At 57.7% G+C, this 17629-nt stretch carries 12 protein-coding genes; 4 read left to right on the top strand and 8 right to left on the bottom strand.

Features of this window, described 5'->3' with window-relative positions; genetic code table 11:
- Window positions 1-29 precede the first annotated feature (29 nt).
- Together CFT68_RS07880 and CFT68_RS07875 are read right to left on the bottom strand one after the other, a co-directional pair.
- Entirely contained in the window at window positions 30-2423 is a 2394-nt protein-coding gene (locus tag CFT68_RS07880; protein ID WP_088842848.1) for a GumC family protein, read from the bottom strand.
- Between the two features lie 55 nt (window positions 2424-2478).
- Window positions 2479-3261 (bottom strand): polysaccharide biosynthesis/export family protein, encoded by a 783-nt coding sequence (locus CFT68_RS07875; RefSeq protein WP_088842847.1) that lies wholly within the window; start codon window positions 3259-3261, stop codon window positions 2479-2481.
- A 315-nt stretch (window positions 3262-3576) separates the two neighbouring features.
- On the opposite strand from CFT68_RS07875, the gene CFT68_RS07870 reads away from it, so the two are divergent.
- The 4 genes from CFT68_RS07870 (at window position 3577) to CFT68_RS07855 (ending at window position 8410) form a co-directional block, all read left to right on the top strand.
- Window positions 3577-4254: a response regulator gene (locus tag CFT68_RS07870; RefSeq protein WP_088842846.1), complete on the top strand. Its 678-nt coding sequence runs from the start codon at window positions 3577-3579 to the stop codon at window positions 4252-4254.
- Between the two features lie 76 nt (window positions 4255-4330).
- A complete protein-coding gene (locus tag CFT68_RS07865; RefSeq protein WP_088842844.1) occupies window positions 4331-5737 on the top strand; it encodes a sensor histidine kinase in 1407 nt (468 codons plus the stop codon).
- A 213-nt stretch (window positions 5738-5950) separates the two neighbouring features.
- Window positions 5951-7561 (top strand): SulP family inorganic anion transporter, encoded by a 1611-nt coding sequence (locus tag CFT68_RS07860; RefSeq protein WP_088842842.1) that lies wholly within the window; start codon window positions 5951-5953, stop codon window positions 7559-7561.
- A 78-nt stretch (window positions 7562-7639) separates the two neighbouring features.
- Window positions 7640-8410: a carbonic anhydrase gene (locus CFT68_RS07855; protein WP_245815309.1), complete on the top strand. Its 771-nt coding sequence runs from the start codon at window positions 7640-7642 to the stop codon at window positions 8408-8410.
- Here CFT68_RS07855 and CFT68_RS21780 read toward each other — a convergent pair.
- From CFT68_RS21780 to CFT68_RS07830, 6 genes are all read right to left on the bottom strand, one after another.
- Complete coding sequence (locus CFT68_RS21780; RefSeq protein WP_170934733.1) at window positions 8407-8577, bottom strand: hypothetical protein; 171 nt, start codon at window positions 8575-8577, stop codon at window positions 8407-8409. The two genes, CFT68_RS07855 and CFT68_RS21780, sit on opposite strands and share 4 nt — an antisense overlap.
- 65 nt (window positions 8578-8642) lie before the next feature.
- The gene (locus tag CFT68_RS07850; protein ID WP_088842840.1) at window positions 8643-10160 is read right to left on the bottom strand and encodes a glycoside hydrolase family 32 protein; all 1518 of its coding nucleotides are present in this window, start codon (window positions 10158-10160) and stop codon (window positions 8643-8645) included.
- A 60-nt stretch (window positions 10161-10220) separates the two neighbouring features.
- Entirely contained in the window at window positions 10221-11114 is an 894-nt protein-coding gene (locus CFT68_RS07845) for a carbohydrate kinase family protein (RefSeq protein ID WP_170934732.1), read from the bottom strand.
- A gap of 83 nt (window positions 11115-11197) precedes the next feature.
- Window positions 11198-12535 carry a sugar porter family MFS transporter gene (locus tag CFT68_RS07840; protein ID WP_088842839.1) on the bottom strand — a complete coding sequence of 446 codons (1338 nt, stop codon included), beginning with the start codon at window positions 12533-12535 and terminating at the stop codon, window positions 11198-11200.
- 165 nt (window positions 12536-12700) lie between these two features.
- A complete protein-coding gene (locus CFT68_RS07835; RefSeq protein WP_088842837.1) occupies window positions 12701-14422 on the bottom strand; it encodes a RagB/SusD family nutrient uptake outer membrane protein in 1722 nt (573 codons plus the stop codon).
- 21 nt (window positions 14423-14443) lie between these two features.
- Window positions 14444-17608: a SusC/RagA family TonB-linked outer membrane protein gene (locus CFT68_RS07830; protein ID WP_088842835.1), complete on the bottom strand. Its 3165-nt coding sequence runs from the start codon at window positions 17606-17608 to the stop codon at window positions 14444-14446.
- Window positions 17609-17629 lie beyond the last annotated feature (21 nt).

Below are 17629 nucleotides of genomic sequence, written 5' to 3'. Positions count from 1 at the left end.
CTATGCGAAAAAGGAAGTGACCGTTTGGGCTAGTACCCGTAGGTGTAGGCCTTTTCCTTGTAGCGATACTCGTAGGTCTTGGTGAAGTGCACGTCGTTGATAACCATATAGATCTGCTTGATTTTTTTCTCCTGGTGCAGCTCATTGATGTGGCTCACCAACCCTTTGTCGGTATAGTTCTGGCGCACCACATAAATGTTAGCATCGAGGTGGCGCAGCAGCATAAAGAACTCGGCCACGTAACCGACCGGCGGAGTGTCCACAATCACGTACTCGTACTCGGTGCGCAGTTGTTCCATGAGCTCGGTCATGCGGGGGCTTTCGAGCAGCTCAGTGGGGTTTGGCGGAATGGGGCCGCAGCACATCACGTCCAGGCTGCGTACGCCGGTGGCGTGGCGGGCTTCCTCCACGGTGCTCAGGCCCATGAGGTAGCTGCTCAGGCCATGCTCGGCGCAATTGGGGCCCAGGTCGAAGTAGCTTGCCACCGTAGGCCGGCGCAGGTCGCATTCCAGCAGGAGCACCTTGCGGCCACTCTGGGCCATTTCGGCGGCCAGGTTTACTGCGCAGAAGGTTTTTCCCTCACCCGGCACCGACGACGTAACGCCAATCACTTTCTTGTCTAGGCCAGCCGAAAGGTACTGCAGGTTCACGCGGATAGAGCGGAACGACTCAGCAATAGGCCCTTTGGGGTCCGTGAACATCGTTACCTTATCCTGCTTGGTGCCGTGAGCAATTACGCCTAGCATGGGGATAGTAGTAATGCGCGAGAGGTCTTCTTTGCTCTGAATGCGGCGGTTGGCTTTGTCCATCAGCATCGAAATGCCAAACGGAATACCTAGGCCTGCCAGCAGGGCAATTAATCCTACCAGCACAGGCTTGGGCTCTGTAGGGCCGCCACCAGTCATGCTGGCTTCGTCAATTACCTTCTTGTCGGTGGAGTTGGTGGCCAGCGCAATGGCGGCCTCGGCCCGTTTCTCAATCAGGAACTGATAGTTCTTGTCGTTAAAATCGGTTTTGCTCTTGAGGGAGGCCAGCTGGCGCTCATTTTCCGGGAGCTGGTTCATGGTGCCACGCACTTTGGCCAGCTGAGCATCTAGGTCGCGTAGGGCAATATCCGTGGCGCGGGTCATGTTGATGAGGGTTTCGGCTAGGGCTTGCTTTGCCGAGCGGATCCGCTCATCCAGAATGGTTACCATGGGATTGTCTACGCTGGCATTCACGCCCAGAGCTGCGCGCTGGCTGTTCAGGTCCGTGAGCTGCAGAATCAGGTTGTTCACCACAGGGTCCTCAATGCCCACGCTGCTCGGCGACACAATCTGGGTAGCACCCTGGTTCGCCCGCAAATAGCTGAGCATATTCTGGTAGTACTTGCGGTTGGTGGCAATTTTGGCGCGCGTCATCTGCAGCTCGCCCTGCTGCTGAATACCGGCTGAAGATTGGGCCGTAACATCCACCATGCCCCGGGCGGCGCGGAAGGAGCTCAGGGCCGCGGTAGATTTACGCACAGAGTCAGAAAGCTGCCCGATTTCCTTGTTCAGGAAGGCCACTGTTTTCTGGCCCGTCGTATTTTTGTCACGCAGTTCATCTTCCACGAACACGCGCATGAGCGTATCCAGAAACTGCACTTCCTTCTGTGGTACGGTGCCCTTGCTGGTCAGCTCGATAATGCGCGATTCCCGATCGACGGGGCGCACCGTCAGGCGGCTCTGGTATTCGTCAGCCAGATCGGCTTGGTCGTACAACTGGAAGTAGTAGCGCTCCTTAGAAGTCGCATCCTCGTAGCCTGGCTCGGCTTGTATCACGGCCGTGAGCATGGGGGAGCGGAGGGTGTCGCCGGCCTGTACCGTTCTGTCGAATTTTACATCGAGTACTTCCTGCATCAACTCGCCGCTCGGCAGATCCACCAGCCAGGCTTTATCCGCTTCGGCGTGTAAGCGGAACTTGCCACCGGGCAGCGGATCCACATAAATTCGGGTGCCCGTCAGCTGCGGAGCCGACATTACGGGGGTTACCCTAAACGGCACGGTGCCCATGCCCCGCTCCCGTACCTGCAGGTCGCCGAATGTATTCAGCCAGGTATCGGAGGCCGCGAAGTAGGATACGTTGAAGGGCAGGCGGCTCATGGCCCGTTGCACCATGTCGGTAGAAGTCAGGAGCCCGATTTCGTCCTCCATCTTGGTGCCTTTGTCCTGCACCTCCAGAATTTGGAGCAACTCCTGGGCCCGCTTGGAGCCCGAGCTCTGGTTGCCCAGCAGCATAGTAGAACGGAAGGAATATATCGGAGCTTTCAGGCGTAGGTATAGGAAGGCCGCACTGCCCGCAAGCAAAAGAGCCAGTAGAAAGAGCTGCCAGCGGTTGCGTAAGCGAAAGAAGAGCTCATGCAGATCGATTTCATCGGCATGCGGAGCAGGACGTTGTTCCATAGCAAAAGGGGAGTAAAGAGAAGAATAGGAGGATTGCTGCTTAAGTAGAAGTGGCCTACTTGGAGCTCTGGATGTAGTTCAGGATAAGGGCCACGGTGGAGATGCCGGCGAATACCAGCCCCAGGTTGGTGGCATTGCCACGGTTAGTGCGGGCCTTCATGGGCTCCACATACAGGGCGTCGTTAGGAAGCAGGTAGAAATGACTGGAGCTGAGAAGCTTGGAGTCGGTGAGGTCCAGCAGAACCACTTCCGAGCCGTTGGCCGTTTGCCGTATGAGCTTCACGTTTTTGCGGTTGCCAAACTCGCTCAGGTCGCCGGCTAGGCCTAGGCCCTCCAGCACCGTGCACTGTGCATTGTAAACGAAGTATCGACCGGGGTTGCGGACCTCGCCCAGTACCGTGATCTTGAAGGAAAGCAGCTTTACCAGCACGTTGGCATCGCGCACATACTTGGCCACACCCTGTTGCACCACGCTCTGGGCCTCATCTACCGTCATGCCCTGTACTTTCAACCGGCCTACGGTGGGCAGATTGATGAACCCGAGCTCATCTACTGAGTAACCCGTCAGGAACAGAGTGCCGGGGTCACCGTTCAGCATGGCACGGCTGTCGGTGGTATTGAACATGTCGTTCAGCTGTGGCTGCACGCTTTGCACCCGAATACTGAGCACGTCACTGGGTTGCAATCGGTAAGTAAGCCGGGTGTTTTCGGAGGTTACAGGGGTTTGAGTAGAGTACTTCCCACTTTGCAGGTAGGGAAGGGATTTTTGCGACACGCAGCCGCCCAACAGCACAAGAGACAACAGCAGAACTAGGAACTGAGGGGGGTAAGGACGCATAGGGTAGGGGCTATGAAGAGGATAAAGCGTTTAGGCAAGAGAAAAAGAAGAAGAGTAGACGTAAAAAAGAAAACTGTTCTCAAATCTGAGTAAGAACATGGCTATAGAATATTTCCATAAACGTATTGTATTGATACTATAAAGTCAAGGTTTATTTAAATTATTCTGATAATAATTTGCATTGATAGAAGGGGTCTAGATAACTGTTTTCAGCCTGGACCGGTTATAGGCGCAGGCAGCCCTAAAAGGCCGATATTTCGGGAGAATGGGCGGATGTGCCTACCTTGGCGCCATCACCTGCATTTAGCTGACCTCATGAAAATTCTGCTGGTTGAAGACGAACCGAAGGTGGCCTCCTTCCTGCACCAAGGGCTGACGGAACAGCAACACACCGTTGATCTGGCGCTGGAGGGGCTGCTAGGCCTGCGGCTGGCGTTGGCCGGCGGCTACGACCTGATTATTCTGGATACCCTGCTGCCGGGCCTCAATGGCCTAGAAGTATGCCGCCAAGTGCGGGCCCACGATGCGGGCGTACCCATTCTGATGCTCACCGCTCTCGGCGAAACCGATGATAAAATCCGGGGGCTTGATGCCGGGGCCGATGATTACCTCGTGAAGCCCTTTGCTTTTCAGGAGCTGCTGGCGCGTATTCGGGCCCTGGCGCGTCGGCGCCACGAGGCGCCTGCCGCTCAGGCTCTACTGCGCCTCGCCGACCTAACCCTGGACCCCGCCAGCAAAATTGTGCAGCGCGCAGGGCATCCCATTCAGCTTACAGCCCGGGAGTTTGCGCTGCTAGAGTATCTGTTGCGCCACCAGGGCCGCGTGGTATCGCGGGTAGATATTCTTGAGCACGTCTGGGAAACCAATTTCGATACGGGCTCCAACGTCATTGACGTGTATATCAACTTCCTGCGCAAGAAAATCGACAAGGATTTCACCCCGAAGCTCATCCATACGCTGGTGGGCATGGGCTACGTTATGAAGGAAGAATAAATTGAGTTGCCAGTTGTCGGTTCGTGCCAATGACTAACCACTGGGAACCGGAATCGGATAACTCGTAACTGAAACCATGACCATTCGCACCCGCCTGGCGCTGCAGTTTGCGGCTATTCTGGCCATTACCTTAGTGGTGTTTTCGGTCGTGATTTACTTCTATACCTACCACTCGCGGCGGGAGTTCTTCTCAGATAGCCTGTTTGACCGAGCCCGGATTGTGGCCCACGTGTATTTGGATGGCACCAACCGCGGCGACGAGGGCAGCCAGGCTTCTTACCGGCGCTATTTGCGGCAGTTTTACCGCACCTTGCCAGAAGAAGAAGTGCAAGTGTTTGATTCTCAGAATCAGGTAGTTTTCCAAGAGGGGCGGCCCGGCCAGCAAACAAACCTGACGCGGCTGCTGGGCCAAGTGCGCCAAAATGGTCAGCAAGTAGTGCTGGAAGACAACTACCGCCAGACGGTAGGCCTGCTCTACCGCGACCCCCGCCGCGGCGACTTTGTGGTAGTGGCTTCCTCCGTAGATGCCGATAGCCGCCAGAAGCTCACGGACCTGCGCGCCGTACTCACGACTGGCCTACTGGCTTCCCTGGTTATCGTCGGGATAGGAGGCTGGTTTTTTGCTGGGCAGGCTCTACAGCCGATGCAGCGTATTGTGCGCGAGGTAGATAGCATCACGGCATCCGACTTGCACCGCCGCTTGTCGCAGGCAGATGGACAGGATGAAGTATCGTTGCTAGCCCAGCGCTTCAACCGCCTGCTCGATCGACTGGAAACAGCTTTTGCCGGGCAGCGCACCTTCGTGCGCGATGCCTCCCACGAGCTCCGCACTCCCCTTACCGTCCTGATTGGGCAGCTGGAGGTGGCCCTAATGCAGCAGGAGCGTACTCCACAGGAATACCGCCGCGTGCTGCAAAGCACGCTGGATGCGTCCCGGCTGCTCAAGGATCTGACGAACGGCCTGCTGCAAATTGCCCGGGCCTCCGATGACCCTTCGCAGGTGCCTCTGACCTTGGTCCGGCTGGATGAGCTGCTGCTACAGGCCTACGAGGAGGTACTTCGGCGCCACCCAACCTGCCGCATAGACCTGGATTTTGGTGAGCCTATGGGTCCTACACGGGCTAACCCGTATGGCGTGATGGGCAACGAGGCCTTGCTACTTTCCGCCTTCCTAAACGTTCTCGAAAACGCCTGTAAGTTCTCAGTAGGGAGCACAGCGCCGGTAGTTGCCAGCCTTGCGGCCCCGCTAGGCCGAGTGCGCCTAGAAATCCGGGACCAGGGCGTGGGCATGACCGATGCCGACCGGCGCCAGGTATTCGTGCCTTTCTTCCGGGCCGATGCGGTCCGGAACGTACCTGGGCATGGCATCGGTTTGCCGCTCACCGCCAAAATCATGGAACTACACAGGGGCGAAGTGCAGGTGCAAAGCGAGCTAGGCCAGGGTACTACAGTGGTGCTTGATATGCCGGCGGCCCTGAAGTAAGCCACCTGCCAAGCGCCAGCGTAAGGAGAGTTGGGTTGTTGTCTGTATCACGCAAAAAAGGGCTTATTTCGCTTTAAAAGAAGGTGTTGGATAAATACTTCAAGCTTTAATTTCCTTTTAATTCTCTTTTAACGCGGTCTTAACGACGAGGAAGTACACTTGTATTGTAATCCCTGAAGAGGGATGCGCTACAGCACTGCTACTCCCCTCCATATGTTAAAGACAAAGCCTTCGCCAGCGGCTACCACCAAGCCTACTGTCGTTTCTTCGGAAAGCCCCAACTACTTCCGCACGCTGGGGCAGGATGCACCGGCCGGACTGGTAGTATTTCTGGTGGCACTTCCCCTGTGCCTGGGCATATCTTTGGCCTCTGGGGCACCATTGCTGGCCGGTGTAATTACGGGCATTGTGGGCGGCGTGGTGGTGTCATGGCTGAGCGGATCGAGCCTGAGTGTGAGCGGACCAGCAGCCGGCCTTACGGCCATCATGGTTGGCGCCATTCATACGTTGGGGTCTTTTGAGGCAGTGCTGGTGGCTACCATCGTTGCCGGAGCATTGCAGATTGTTCTGGGCTTTGCGAAGGCTGGTATTATCGGGCTGTATTTCCCCACATCGGTTATCCGGGGGATGCTGGCTGCCATTGGCCTGATCCTGATTCTAAAGCAGATCCCGCACTTCCTCGGGGCCGATACGGACTACTTTGAGGACATGGATTTCCTGCAGTTCAATGGGCAGAACACGTTCTCGGCCATTGCCTCTGCGGCTAATGCCATCAGCTGGGGATCTGCGCTGATAGGCGTAATTTCTCTGCTGGTGCTGCTACTGTGGGATAGTGCCCCGGTACGCCGCATAGCTGCCCTAAAGCTAGTTCCAGGCGCCCTGATTGTGGTGGTGCTGTCTATCGGCCTGAACCTGCTGCTAGGCCAGTTTGCGCCCGCCTTGCAGGTGCGGCCCGAGCACCTCGTGAAGCTGCCTATCATCACCTCCTTCGATAGCCTGGTAGCCGAGCTGCCCCGCCCCGATTGGAGTGCCCTCACGAGAACCTCTACCTATGTGCTGGCCTTTACCATTGCCATTGTAGCCTCTCTGGAAAGCCTGCTGAGTGTAGAAGCAGTGGATAAGCTGGACCCCCACAAGCGTACTACGCCACCCAACCGCGAGCTAATGGCGCAGGGTGCCGGCAACATGGTAGCGGGCTTCCTGGGTGGCCTACCGCTCACGGCCGTTATCGTGCGCAGCTCCGCCAACATCACCGCCGGTGGTCAGTCCAAAATGTCCTCTTTCATCCATGGCTTGCTGCTGCTCACGAGCTTGCTACTGCTGGCGCCTATCCTGAACTGGATTCCGCTTTCGGCGCTGGCGGCCGTGCTGCTGGTAGTAGGTTTCCGCCTGACCAAGCCGGCTCTCTACCGCATGCAGTGGAAACTGGGCTGGCAGCAGTTTCTACCTTTCATCATAACCATTGTAGCCATTCTGTTCACTGATCTGCTCAAGGGCGTAACTATTGGCCTGGCAGTAGGCATATTCTACATCTTGAAGGCAAACTACGAGTCGGCTTTCTATATGCACGAGGAAACGCCGCGCGCTGATGATGTTATCCATCTGAAATTGGCCGAGCAGGTTTCCTTCCTCAACAAAGCCAGCATCGTGAAAGTCCTGAACTCCTTTCCTGCGGGCTCCCATGTTGTGCTGGATGGCACCGGTTCTGCCTCCATTGACTACGACGTGCTGGAGGCCATTGAGAGCTTCCGGCTTTCGGCCCACGAGCGGGGCATTGAGTTGGAGCTACGCGACATTCCGCAGGTGCACGTGCTGGCTCACTAAGCGTTTAACACCCCGCCGTCTTACCTCCTCCCGGGCAGCCTTAATCTGCCACTATACCATCTCCCAACCTAATTGCATATGAAAGGCATCGAGCCCATTCTGGAAAATAATCGTAAGTGGGTGGATAAGCAGCGTGCTGCCGATCCACAGTTTTTTGAGCGTTTGGCCGATGGCCAGAAACCCCGCTACCTGTTCATCGGCTGCTCCGATTCGCGGGTGCCCGCCAGCGCCATCACGGGCACCGGCCCCGGCGAGATGTTCGTGCATCGCAACATCGCCAACATGGTAATAAACACCGATTTCAACCTGCTATCGGTGCTGCAGTACGCCGTAGAGGTGCTAGGTGTGCAGGATATTATGGTGGTAGGCCACTACGGCTGCGGCGGCGTAGCGGCGGCGGCCACCAACAAGCAATACGGCCTGATTGATGGCTGGCTGACCAACATCCGCGACGTAATTCGGGTACATGAAACCGAGTTTCTGCGCATCAAGGATGAGGAACAGCGCCTGCGCCGCCTCGTGGAGCTGAACGTGATTGAGCAGGTGCGCAACCTGGCCAAAACCAGCATTATCCAGAACGCCTGGAAAACCGCCAACCCGCCCCGTCTGCACGGCTTGGTATATGATATCAAGGAAGGTCTGCTGAAAGATCTGGAAGTGGAGGGTGGCCTAGTGGGCGAGCTGGACCACATCTATGGCACCAAGTCTAACAATGCGCACGCCGAAAAGGTGGTGGAAGAGCAAGTAGGTGAAGATGTTATCGAGAAGTTGCCTTCACTGCAAATCGACCAGGAAGAATCGAAAAACCACAAGAAAAGCGAGGAAAAGAAGCTGCATAAAGTCAGCTAGGCCACTGCTTCAACAATATCATCGGGCGTAGTCTGAGGGGAGTGCGCTTTCGATGTGTGGAACCGCCGCATCCAGTTGGGTGCGGTGGTTTTTTTGTGGCCGCTCGCGTAGGTGTGGCTGAGGTGAATCGGCAACAGTCCTAGGCCACCTACCTCCATAAGGTACATAAAAGGCCGGCTTCCCACAAGGGGAGCCGGCCTTTCAATAATCGATAATATCCCGATGAAGGAAGCTATTTCAGGGTGTTGCCGAGTTTGGCATACGTAAGCGCATCCACGGTAATGCCCGTAGCAGAGCGCAGCTTAAGTTGCGTAAAGGGCTGCTTCGGGAAGAAAATTTCCGTCATGGTCGTCAGTCCACCATCAGCAAATAGCTCTACCGATGTAGCATCGAAGAGCAGCGTCAGATCGGCGGCGGGACCAGTAGCTAGGCGTGGCCCGGGGTGACGGCCGGAAAATTTGTCGCTAAAGCTGCTGAGGCCGGCTTTCGTGCGGTCAATGAAGTACTGATTTGCCTTCTTGTCGTAGCCGATGACCAGTTCTTCGCCGCCGGCATTAGACAGCACCACGGCAAAATCCTGGAGCTGTTTGGTGCTGAGTTTGAGCTGAAACTGCGGGCTCGTCATCTTGACCTTGTCGGATAGGCCTAGCTCCGATTTTACTGTCAGGTTCTTCAGGGTTTGGGCAGGTTGGGCCAGCTTGGCTACTTCCGGGGTGGGCGTGGAGGTGAGGTAAATCTCGGAGCCTACCTGCTTTAGCGCTAGGTCACGTGGGGCCGTCATGGCGCTGCGCCAGGGCGAGGTGGGGGCCTGGTTGGCGTACTCCCAGTTGCTCATCCAGCCCAGGAAAATCTTGCGGGCGCCAGTACCGGCAAAGGTTACACCGGCGTAGTCATCTTTGCCCCAATCAATCCACTTTTGGGTAGTGGTTTGCGGCGTGAAAGTTTTGCCATCAAACTGACCTACAAAGTACTGCGTGGCCGAGCCGCCGTTGGGGCCGCCGGGGTTGATGCTCACCAGCAGCACCCAATGGGTTTTGCCGTTCAGCGTGAGCGGAAACAGATCAGGGCATTCCCACACGCCACCGTGGGCGCCGAGCTTCTCGCCAAACTCGCTGAGCTTGGTCCAGTCTTTCAGGTTAGGAGACGCAAAGAACGTGATACGGTCTTTGGTGGCCAGCGTCATCACCCACTTCTTGCTGGCTTCGTGCCAGCTTACTTTCGGGTCGCGGAAGTCCGGGATGCCGGGGTTTTTCAGGACAGGATTCTGCGCGTATTTCTTCCAGGTTTTCCCTTCGTCGAGGCTGTAGGCCAGGCTTTGGTTCTGGTGTTTGTTGGTGCCTTTCTTCTCCGCCACCTGGTCATGATGGGTGAAGATGGCCACCATAGCATCTTTCCCGAAGCCGGCCGTATTGTTGGCGTCAATCACCGCGCTGCCCGAGAAGATCATGCCCAGGCTATCCGGAAAAAGCGCAATCGGCTGCTCTTTCCAGCTTACCATATCCGGGCTCGTGGCGTGGCCCCAGTGCATCGGGCCCCATTCCATACCCTCGGGGTAGTGCTGGAAGAACAGATGGTAAGTGCCCTTGTGATACACCATGCCGTTGGGGTCGTTCATCCAGTGGGCAGCCGGCGTGAAGTGGTAGGCCGGGCGGTATTGCGGCGTGGCGGGCGGCACGGGCTTAGCCGTCTGCGCCTGAACAAAGGTGGTTAGGCTAGTGAGTGATAAAGCCAGGAAAAGAGCGTTTTTCATGCGGGTGGGAAAGAGAAGTTAGGGAAAGCACGCGGTTTAGTTGGCGCGACGGTTCTTGGGCTAGGCCACCTGTGCGGCCAGCAGCTCTGCGACTTCCGCCTCAGAGAAGGTAGGCGTAGCGCCCAGGTGCGTAGCAACCAAAGCCCCGGTGGCGCAGGCGAAGCGCAAGGCCTCGCCGGGCTCCGTGCCGGCCAGCCAACCCTTCAGCAATGCTGCCAGAAAAGCATCACCGCTCCCGATAGTGTCTTTTACTTCTACCGCCACCCCAGGGGCGCGGTAGAGCTGGTTGTTGGTCCAGAGCAGCGCGCCATCGGCGCCGCAGGTCACGCACACGGCCTGCAGATCGAAGCGGGTAGCCAGCCACTGCATGGCGGTGGGCTTGTCGGTTTCCTGGCCAAACCACGCCATGATTTCGGCCAGCTCATGGTGGTTCATCTTCACCAGGTTGGCTTTTTCAAGCAGATATTTCACTACTTCCTTCGTGTAGTGCGGCGGACGCACGTTCACGTCGAAAACCTTGAATTTGGCGTGCTCCAGCAAGCGGTAGAGCGTTTCGCGGGTGGCGGCCTGCCGGGCAGCCAGGCTCCCAAATACAAACATATCGGCCTGCGCCACCAGTTGCTCCAGCGCCGCGTCATACTGAATGTAGTCCCAGGCCACGGGCTGTACAATCTTGTAAGTTACCTCGTTGGCGTCATCTACGTTGGCTTTCACCACGCCCGTGAGGTGGGTTTTGCCGCGCTGCACAAATTCGGTGCTGAGGCCCTTCAATTCAATGAAATCGAGGAGCTCCGTGCCTAAATCATCATCACCCACGCGGCTGATGAGGTCGGCAGATAGGCCTAGCTGATGCAGGTGCACGGCCACGTTGAAGGGGGCGCCGCCGGGCTGCTTGCCGGTGGGCAGCACGTCCCAGAGCACTTCGCCAAAGCAGACTATTTTCTTGTCAGACATGGATATCGGGAGTTGATGGTTGTAGCACACCCTGCTTTGCTTTCGGCTGGCATGACGTGCGGGAATTGTTGCTACGGAGTGGCCTAGTGAATGACCAGCGTTTGTTCGAGCTGTTCCAGCGAGGTACCTTTGGTTTCGGGCATCAGGCGCCACACATAGAGCAGCTGCAGCACCATCATGGCGCAAAAGAAGGCGAAGGTGTGTCCGCCGCCTAGCTTCTCGGCGAGGTAGGGGAAGGTGAAAGCGATGATGGCCGCCATCACCCAGTGCGTAGAAGAGCCCAGCGCCTGCCCTTTGGCGCGCACCGTGTTCGGGAAGATTTCCGAAATAAATACCCAGATAACCGCGCCCTGCGAGAAGGCGAAAAAGGCGATGTACACGAACAGCAGCACCGGTACCAGCATACCTCCCAGCGCCCCAAAGTTCTCGGAATAGAAAGCCCACGATACTAGGCCTAGCGTGACAATCAGGCCGAACGAGCCGATCAGCATAAGCTGGCGGCGGCCTACGCGGTCAATGAACTGGCGAGCCAGCAGCGTGAAAGCGAAGTTCACGAGGCCCAGGCCCGCCGAGGACAGCAGGGCTGAGCCCTTACCTAAGCCAGTCATTTCGAAAATGCGCGGAGCGAAGTAGATGATGGCGTTGATGCCTGACACCTGGTTGAACACCGCGAACAGCACAGCCAGCATAACCGGAGTGCGGTATTGCTTGGCGAACAGGGAACGGCCGCCTACCATAGCTTCGTCAGAGGCATTGGTGGTCAGAATATTAGCTACATCTTCGTCGGCAGAGGCGGGGTTAATGAGGTGCAGAATCCGGCGGCCTTCTTCTACGCGGCCGCGCCCGATGAGCCAACGGGGGCTTTCCGGCACTCGGAACAGCAGCCCAAAAAACAGGGCCGCGGGTACCACCTGCACACCCAGCATCCAGCGCCAGTCCTGCTCACCTACGCCCGTCAGGAGGTAGTTTGAGAGGTAGGCCACCAGAATGCCCAGCACAATATTGAACTGGAACATGCTCACCATACGCCCCCGCGACTCGCGCGGCGACACCTCCGAAATGTACAGCGGCGCCGTAACCGACGACGCGCCTACGCCTAGGCCACCCAAAAAGCGGAACACCACAAAGGCCAGCCAGCTGTGCGTGAGGGCCGCGCCTAGCGCCGACACGAAGTAGAGCACGGCAATCCAGATGAGCGTCTGGCGGCGCCCCAGCTTATCGGACGGGATACCACCGAAGATGGCGCCGAACACGGTACCAATCAGGGCGATGGAAATGGTGAAACCGTGCTCCACGGGGCTCAGGCTCCAAACCTGCTGGATGGCTTTTTCGGCTCCCGAAATCACGGCGGTATCGAAGCCGAACAGGAAGCCGCCCAGCGCAACCACCAGGGACCAGAAGAAAACGTTGCTATTTTTCACGGCGGGGAAGTAAAAAACTGAGTGAAGATCCTGACTTACAAGATGTACGCAAGGCTGAAAGGGCTGGCTGTCCGAACAGTTGTAGGCCTCTCGCCTGTGTTGCAGCACAGCATATGGGAGAGGCCTACAACCAATTCAAAGACTAGCTGAAGAGGCCTAACAGGCCTACCAGCCTGGGTTCTGCTTGTACAGGCCTTTACTGAAGTTAATCTGATTCAGCGGAATAGGCAGGTATTCGTCGCGGCCTTTGGTGAAGCGTGCCTCCTTGAGGTACAAACGCTTAGTCTTTTCCTTGTCGAAGTAGGTGTTCAGATAGTCGCTGGCAATGCCCCAGCGCACCAGGTCAAAGAAGCGGTAGCCTTCCATGGCAAACTCCAGGCGGCGCTCGAAGCGTAGGGCTTCGCGGGCGTACTGCTGGTTCCACTGGCCAGCTGAGTAAAGGCCGATTTTGTAGTTGGAGATGTTGGTGCCGGCCGTGGTTTTCAGGCGGGCCGTGCTGTTCTGGGCGCGCTGCCGAATCTGGTTGATGATGGGCAGAGCCTCCGAAGCGCGGTTCAGCTCAATCAGGGCTTCCGCCTTCCACAGCAGCACATCGGCAAAGCGAATCAGGGCCCAGTTCTTCGAGGAGTTCATGAACGGCGGCGTCTTCTGGAAGCTGGGGTCGGAAGGCAGCACCGTTTCCTTCATCGACATATACACGCCATAGGTATTCTGGTCGCGCAGCCACGAGGTTTCGAAGATGAACGTGGGTAGGTACTTGTAGGGGTGCGACGGGATGGCAATGGTATGGTCCAGGCGAGGATCAACCGTATTGGCCTGGAAATCAGCCGCAGTGGCTATGTCTGAGTTGTTGAAGGTGGTGAACAGTGGCAGGCCCTGCGCATCGGTCTTGAAGGAGTTGACCAGGTTCTGGCTGGGCTGGTGGAAGCCGCAGCAGCCGTAGTCGGGGTTCATGGGGTAGTTCAGCTCGTTGCCACGCTGGGTGCGGCCCTTGGGCGTGCCGTCGTTGCGCGAAAACTGGATGGCAAACACCGACTCCACGCCATTGTCGCCGGCGGTCAGGAAGTTGGTGGCGAAGTCAGGATGCAGGGAGTACTTGCCCGAGGCAATGACCTGATTGGTGAGGGTCACTACTTCCTGCAGCTTCGCCTGATCTACCGAGGTTACGGCATGGTTGTCGTTCTGCACGTAGGCCTGGTAGAGCAGCGTTTTGGCCAGGTAAGCCTGGGCCGCCGACTTCGTAACCCGGCCAGTTTCGGGCTGGGTTTCGGGCAGGTTGGCTACCGCAAACCGGAAGTCATCGGCAATCTTGGTCCACAGCTCGTCATTGCTCAGGTCTACGTTCGATACCTCACCGTACTTGTCAGAAGGTACTGATTGGTCGATGTAGGGTACGCGCTTGAACAGCTCCTTGAGCAGGAAGTAGTAGTGGCCCCGCAGGAAGCGGACCTCACCCTGGCGCACGGCCTTGGTAGGCATAGCGGCAGCATCCACGGCATCGAGGCGGCGCAGCGCATCATTGCAGCGTGACACACCAATGTAAATTAGGAACCACAGCTCGTCGGTGTTGCCAACGTCGACGCGGTTGAAGGTGAAGGTTTCGTAGAAGTGGAAGGCGTCCACGTCGGCGGTACCGTTGCCGCCTTTGTAGGCGTCGCCGCCGCGCACGTTGCCGTAGGGCCACATGGAGGTGTAGGGGGCGCGGTACACATCGTTGCCGAGCTGAGAATAGGCGGCAATCACCTGCTTTTCGATGTTGGCGGGTGTATTCAGCTGGTCGTCGCTGAGGGCACCGATGGGAGCCACATCGAGAAACTTGTTATCGTTGCAGCCAGAAGCAAATGCGAGTAGCGACAGGGCCAACACGCTGGTTTTAAAGATTTTCATGACAGTAGCGCGGGCGGGTGGTTAGAAGGAAACGTTGAGGCCGGTGGTGAAAATGCGCGGCAGCGGGTACTGGTAGTTGGTCACTTCAGGGTCAGCGCCGGTGTACTCTTTGCTCTTGACCGTGAAGATGTTCTGACCCTGCACGTACAAGCGCACGCCTTGCAGCTTAATCCGACTCGTTAGGCCACTCGGCAGCGAGTAACCCAGCTGCACATTGCGCAGCTTCATGTAAGAAGCGTTTTCGATGAAGTAGGTGGAAGCGCGGCCTTCGTTGTTGGTGTTGATGAGCGTAGCGGCCGGAATAGTAGAGCCGGTGTTGGTTGGCGTCCAGGCACCCAGCAGGCGCTGGCCCCAGTTTTCGCCGGAAGCAATGGAGGAGAAGTCCGTCCGGAATTTGGCGTTGTTGAAGGCATCTAGGCCCTGTACGCCCTGGAAGAACACCTGCACATCGAAGCCCTTATAGCCAGCGTTCAGGTTGAGGCCGTAGTTGAAGTCGGGCACGCCTTCCGTAATCCAGGTCTGATCAAAGTTGTCCACCTTGCCGTCGCCGTTCAGGTCTTTGTAGCGGATGCGGCCGGGTGCGGCGCCCACTTGCGTAGGGCCGCCGCTTACTTCGGCGGAGTTCTGGTACAAACCATCGGCCACGTAACCGTACACGGCGTTAATGGAGTGGCCTAGGCGAGTTACATTCTGGCCGTTTCCGCCGTAGGCGTTGATTACCTCGTCGGGCAGGAAGGTGAGCTTGTTGCGGTAGGTGGAAAGGTTGCCCGTAATGCCGTAGGTCAGGCCGTTAGCCAACTCGCTCTGATAGCTGAGCAGGAATTCCCAGCCTTTGTTCTGGATGGAGGCGCCGTTCACGAACTTGTCGCCGCCTTCGCCCACCACGGCCAGGAAAGGTAGGTTCACCAGAATGTCTTTGCTGTTCTTGACGAAGTAGTCAACCGAGCCGGAGAGCTTATTCTGGAAGAAGCCGAAGTCGACGCCCACGTTGGTCTGGGTGGTGGTTTCCCACTTCAGGCCGGGGTTGGGCCGCTGAAAGCGCCGGTAGCCCGAAGGCAAGTTGGTGTCGTTACCGTAGATGTCGTAGGCCGTACCGTGGTCGTAGTCAAAGTTAGGGTCCAAGGTTCCCAGCAGCGACTGGTACAAACCTCGCGATGCGAAGTTGGCAATGTCCTGGTTGCCGGTCTGGCCCCAGCCGGCGCGCAGCTTCAAATCAGAGAGGAAAGGCACTGCATCCTTCACGAAGCTCTCCTCGCTTAGGCGCCAGCCCGCCGAGAGGGCCGGAAATACCCCGAAACGCTCATCTTGCCCGAAGCGCGAGGAGCCGTCGCGGCGGATGGTGGCCGAGAGCAGGTAACGGTCAGCGAAGGAGTAGTTGAATTTGCCGAAGTAGGAGGCCAAGCGGTAGGCCGTGGCCCCGCCGCCGTTGTCTTTGTTGGCCGAGCCCGCATCGAGGTAGGCGTAGTTAGGGTCTTCGCTGGCAAAATTGGTGCGCGAGGCAAAGCTGCTTTCGTCGTTGTAGCTGATGCGCTCGGTGCCGGCTACGAAGCCCAATTGGTGCTTGCCACCCAGGGTCATGTCGTAGTTCAGCGTGTTCTGCCACACCCAGTTACCCCAGAAACGGTTGTTGTCCGTTACGCGGTTGTTCTGCTCAGAGAGGAAGCCCGCCTTGTAGGTCTTATAGATCTGGCGGTACTTGAACAGGCTGTAATCAATACCGAAGCTAGTGCGCAAGTGCAGGCCCTTCAGGATTTCCGCATCGGCAAACAGGTTGCCGAATACCCGACCCGTGTTCGAGCGGTTTTGCTTGTTGTCGGTGAGCAGACGCAGGGGGTTGTCCCGGTCGCTCATGCCCGCTACCGGTCCGCCCCAGCCCACGCCGTCTACGGTATGCACCGGCACAATGGAGGGCAGCTGTGTGGTCCGGTCGCGCACCAAGTTCAGGTCAAACTCGGCCCGCTGCGACTTCACAATGGTCAGGTTTTCGCCTACTTTCAGCTTGCCCTCCAGGAAGTTGTAGTCGGAGTTGAGGCGGGCCGTCATGCGGTCGAAGCTGGTGTGCTTCAGGGTGCCGGAGTTGTCGTAGTAGTTCAGGGAGAACAAGGCGCCGCCCCGCTCGCTGCCGCTGCTCAGGCTCAGGTTGTAGCTCTGAATCAGGGCGTTTTGCTGGGTTTCCTTGAACCAGTCGGTGTTGGAGGCACGCTGGGTTTTGTCGGCGTCAATGAACTCCGGCACCGTCACGCCATTCAGCACCAGCTTGCCGCTGGCGTCGCGGCTGGTCTGGAAGTTGTAGTAGGGGAGGCTGGGCACGGTGCCATCGTTGATGGCGGCTTGGCCATACACGCGGCCGTAGTCCTGGGTGTTGAGCAGCTTGATGTGTGGCCCCGGCTGCTGCACGCTGAAAAAGGTCGAGAAGTCAACCCGCGTAGCGCCTCGCTTAGCCTTCTTCGTGGTGATGATGATAACGCCGTTGCCGGCGCGGGAGCCGTAGATGCTGGCCGCCGAAGCATCCTTCAGCACCTGAATCGACTCAATATCGTTCTGGTTGATCTGGTTGATGCCTTCCTTCGTTGGAATGCCGTCGATAACGTACAGCGGGTCGTTGTTGCCCAGCGTACCAATGCCGCGGATACGCACCGTAGCCGCGCTGCCGGGGGCACCATCGGTATTAATCTGTACTCCCGGTACGCGGCCCTGCAGGTTGCGCGTTACGTCGTTGGAGGCCATATCCTTGATTTCCTCCGTCTTCACCACCGCCACGGCGCCGGTCAGGTCGGCCTTGCGCTGGGTCTGGTAGCCGGTCACGACTACTTCATCCAGAGCCGCTGCATCGGGGGCCATCGTGATGTTGATGGGGCCGCCTGCCACAGGTACTTCCTGAGACTTATAGCCCACGAAGGAAACCAGCAGGGAAGTAACATTGTCCGGCACCGAGAGGGTAAAATTGCCGTCATTATCGGTGGAGGTGCCAATGGCCGTGCCCTTGGCCACGATGGTGACGCCGGGCATTCCGGCGCCTTTTTCATCCAGCACGCGGCCCTTAACAGGAACGTCGGCAGCGGCATCCGCAGCCGGAGTGGAGTGGCCTAGAGCAGTGGCCTGCGTGGGCGCAACAACGGCCAGCGGCAGGGCGGCGAGCAACGTCAGTCCAGCGGCCCGACGCAGCGTGGGTACGGCATGTTTCATGGGGGAATTGAAAGATGGTGG

Source organism: Hymenobacter gelipurpurascens (assembly GCF_900187375.1).
In the GTDB taxonomy this organism is placed as follows: domain Bacteria; phylum Bacteroidota; class Bacteroidia; order Cytophagales; family Hymenobacteraceae; genus Hymenobacter; species Hymenobacter gelipurpurascens.
This window is presented reverse-complemented; position numbering and strand designations above follow the sequence as displayed.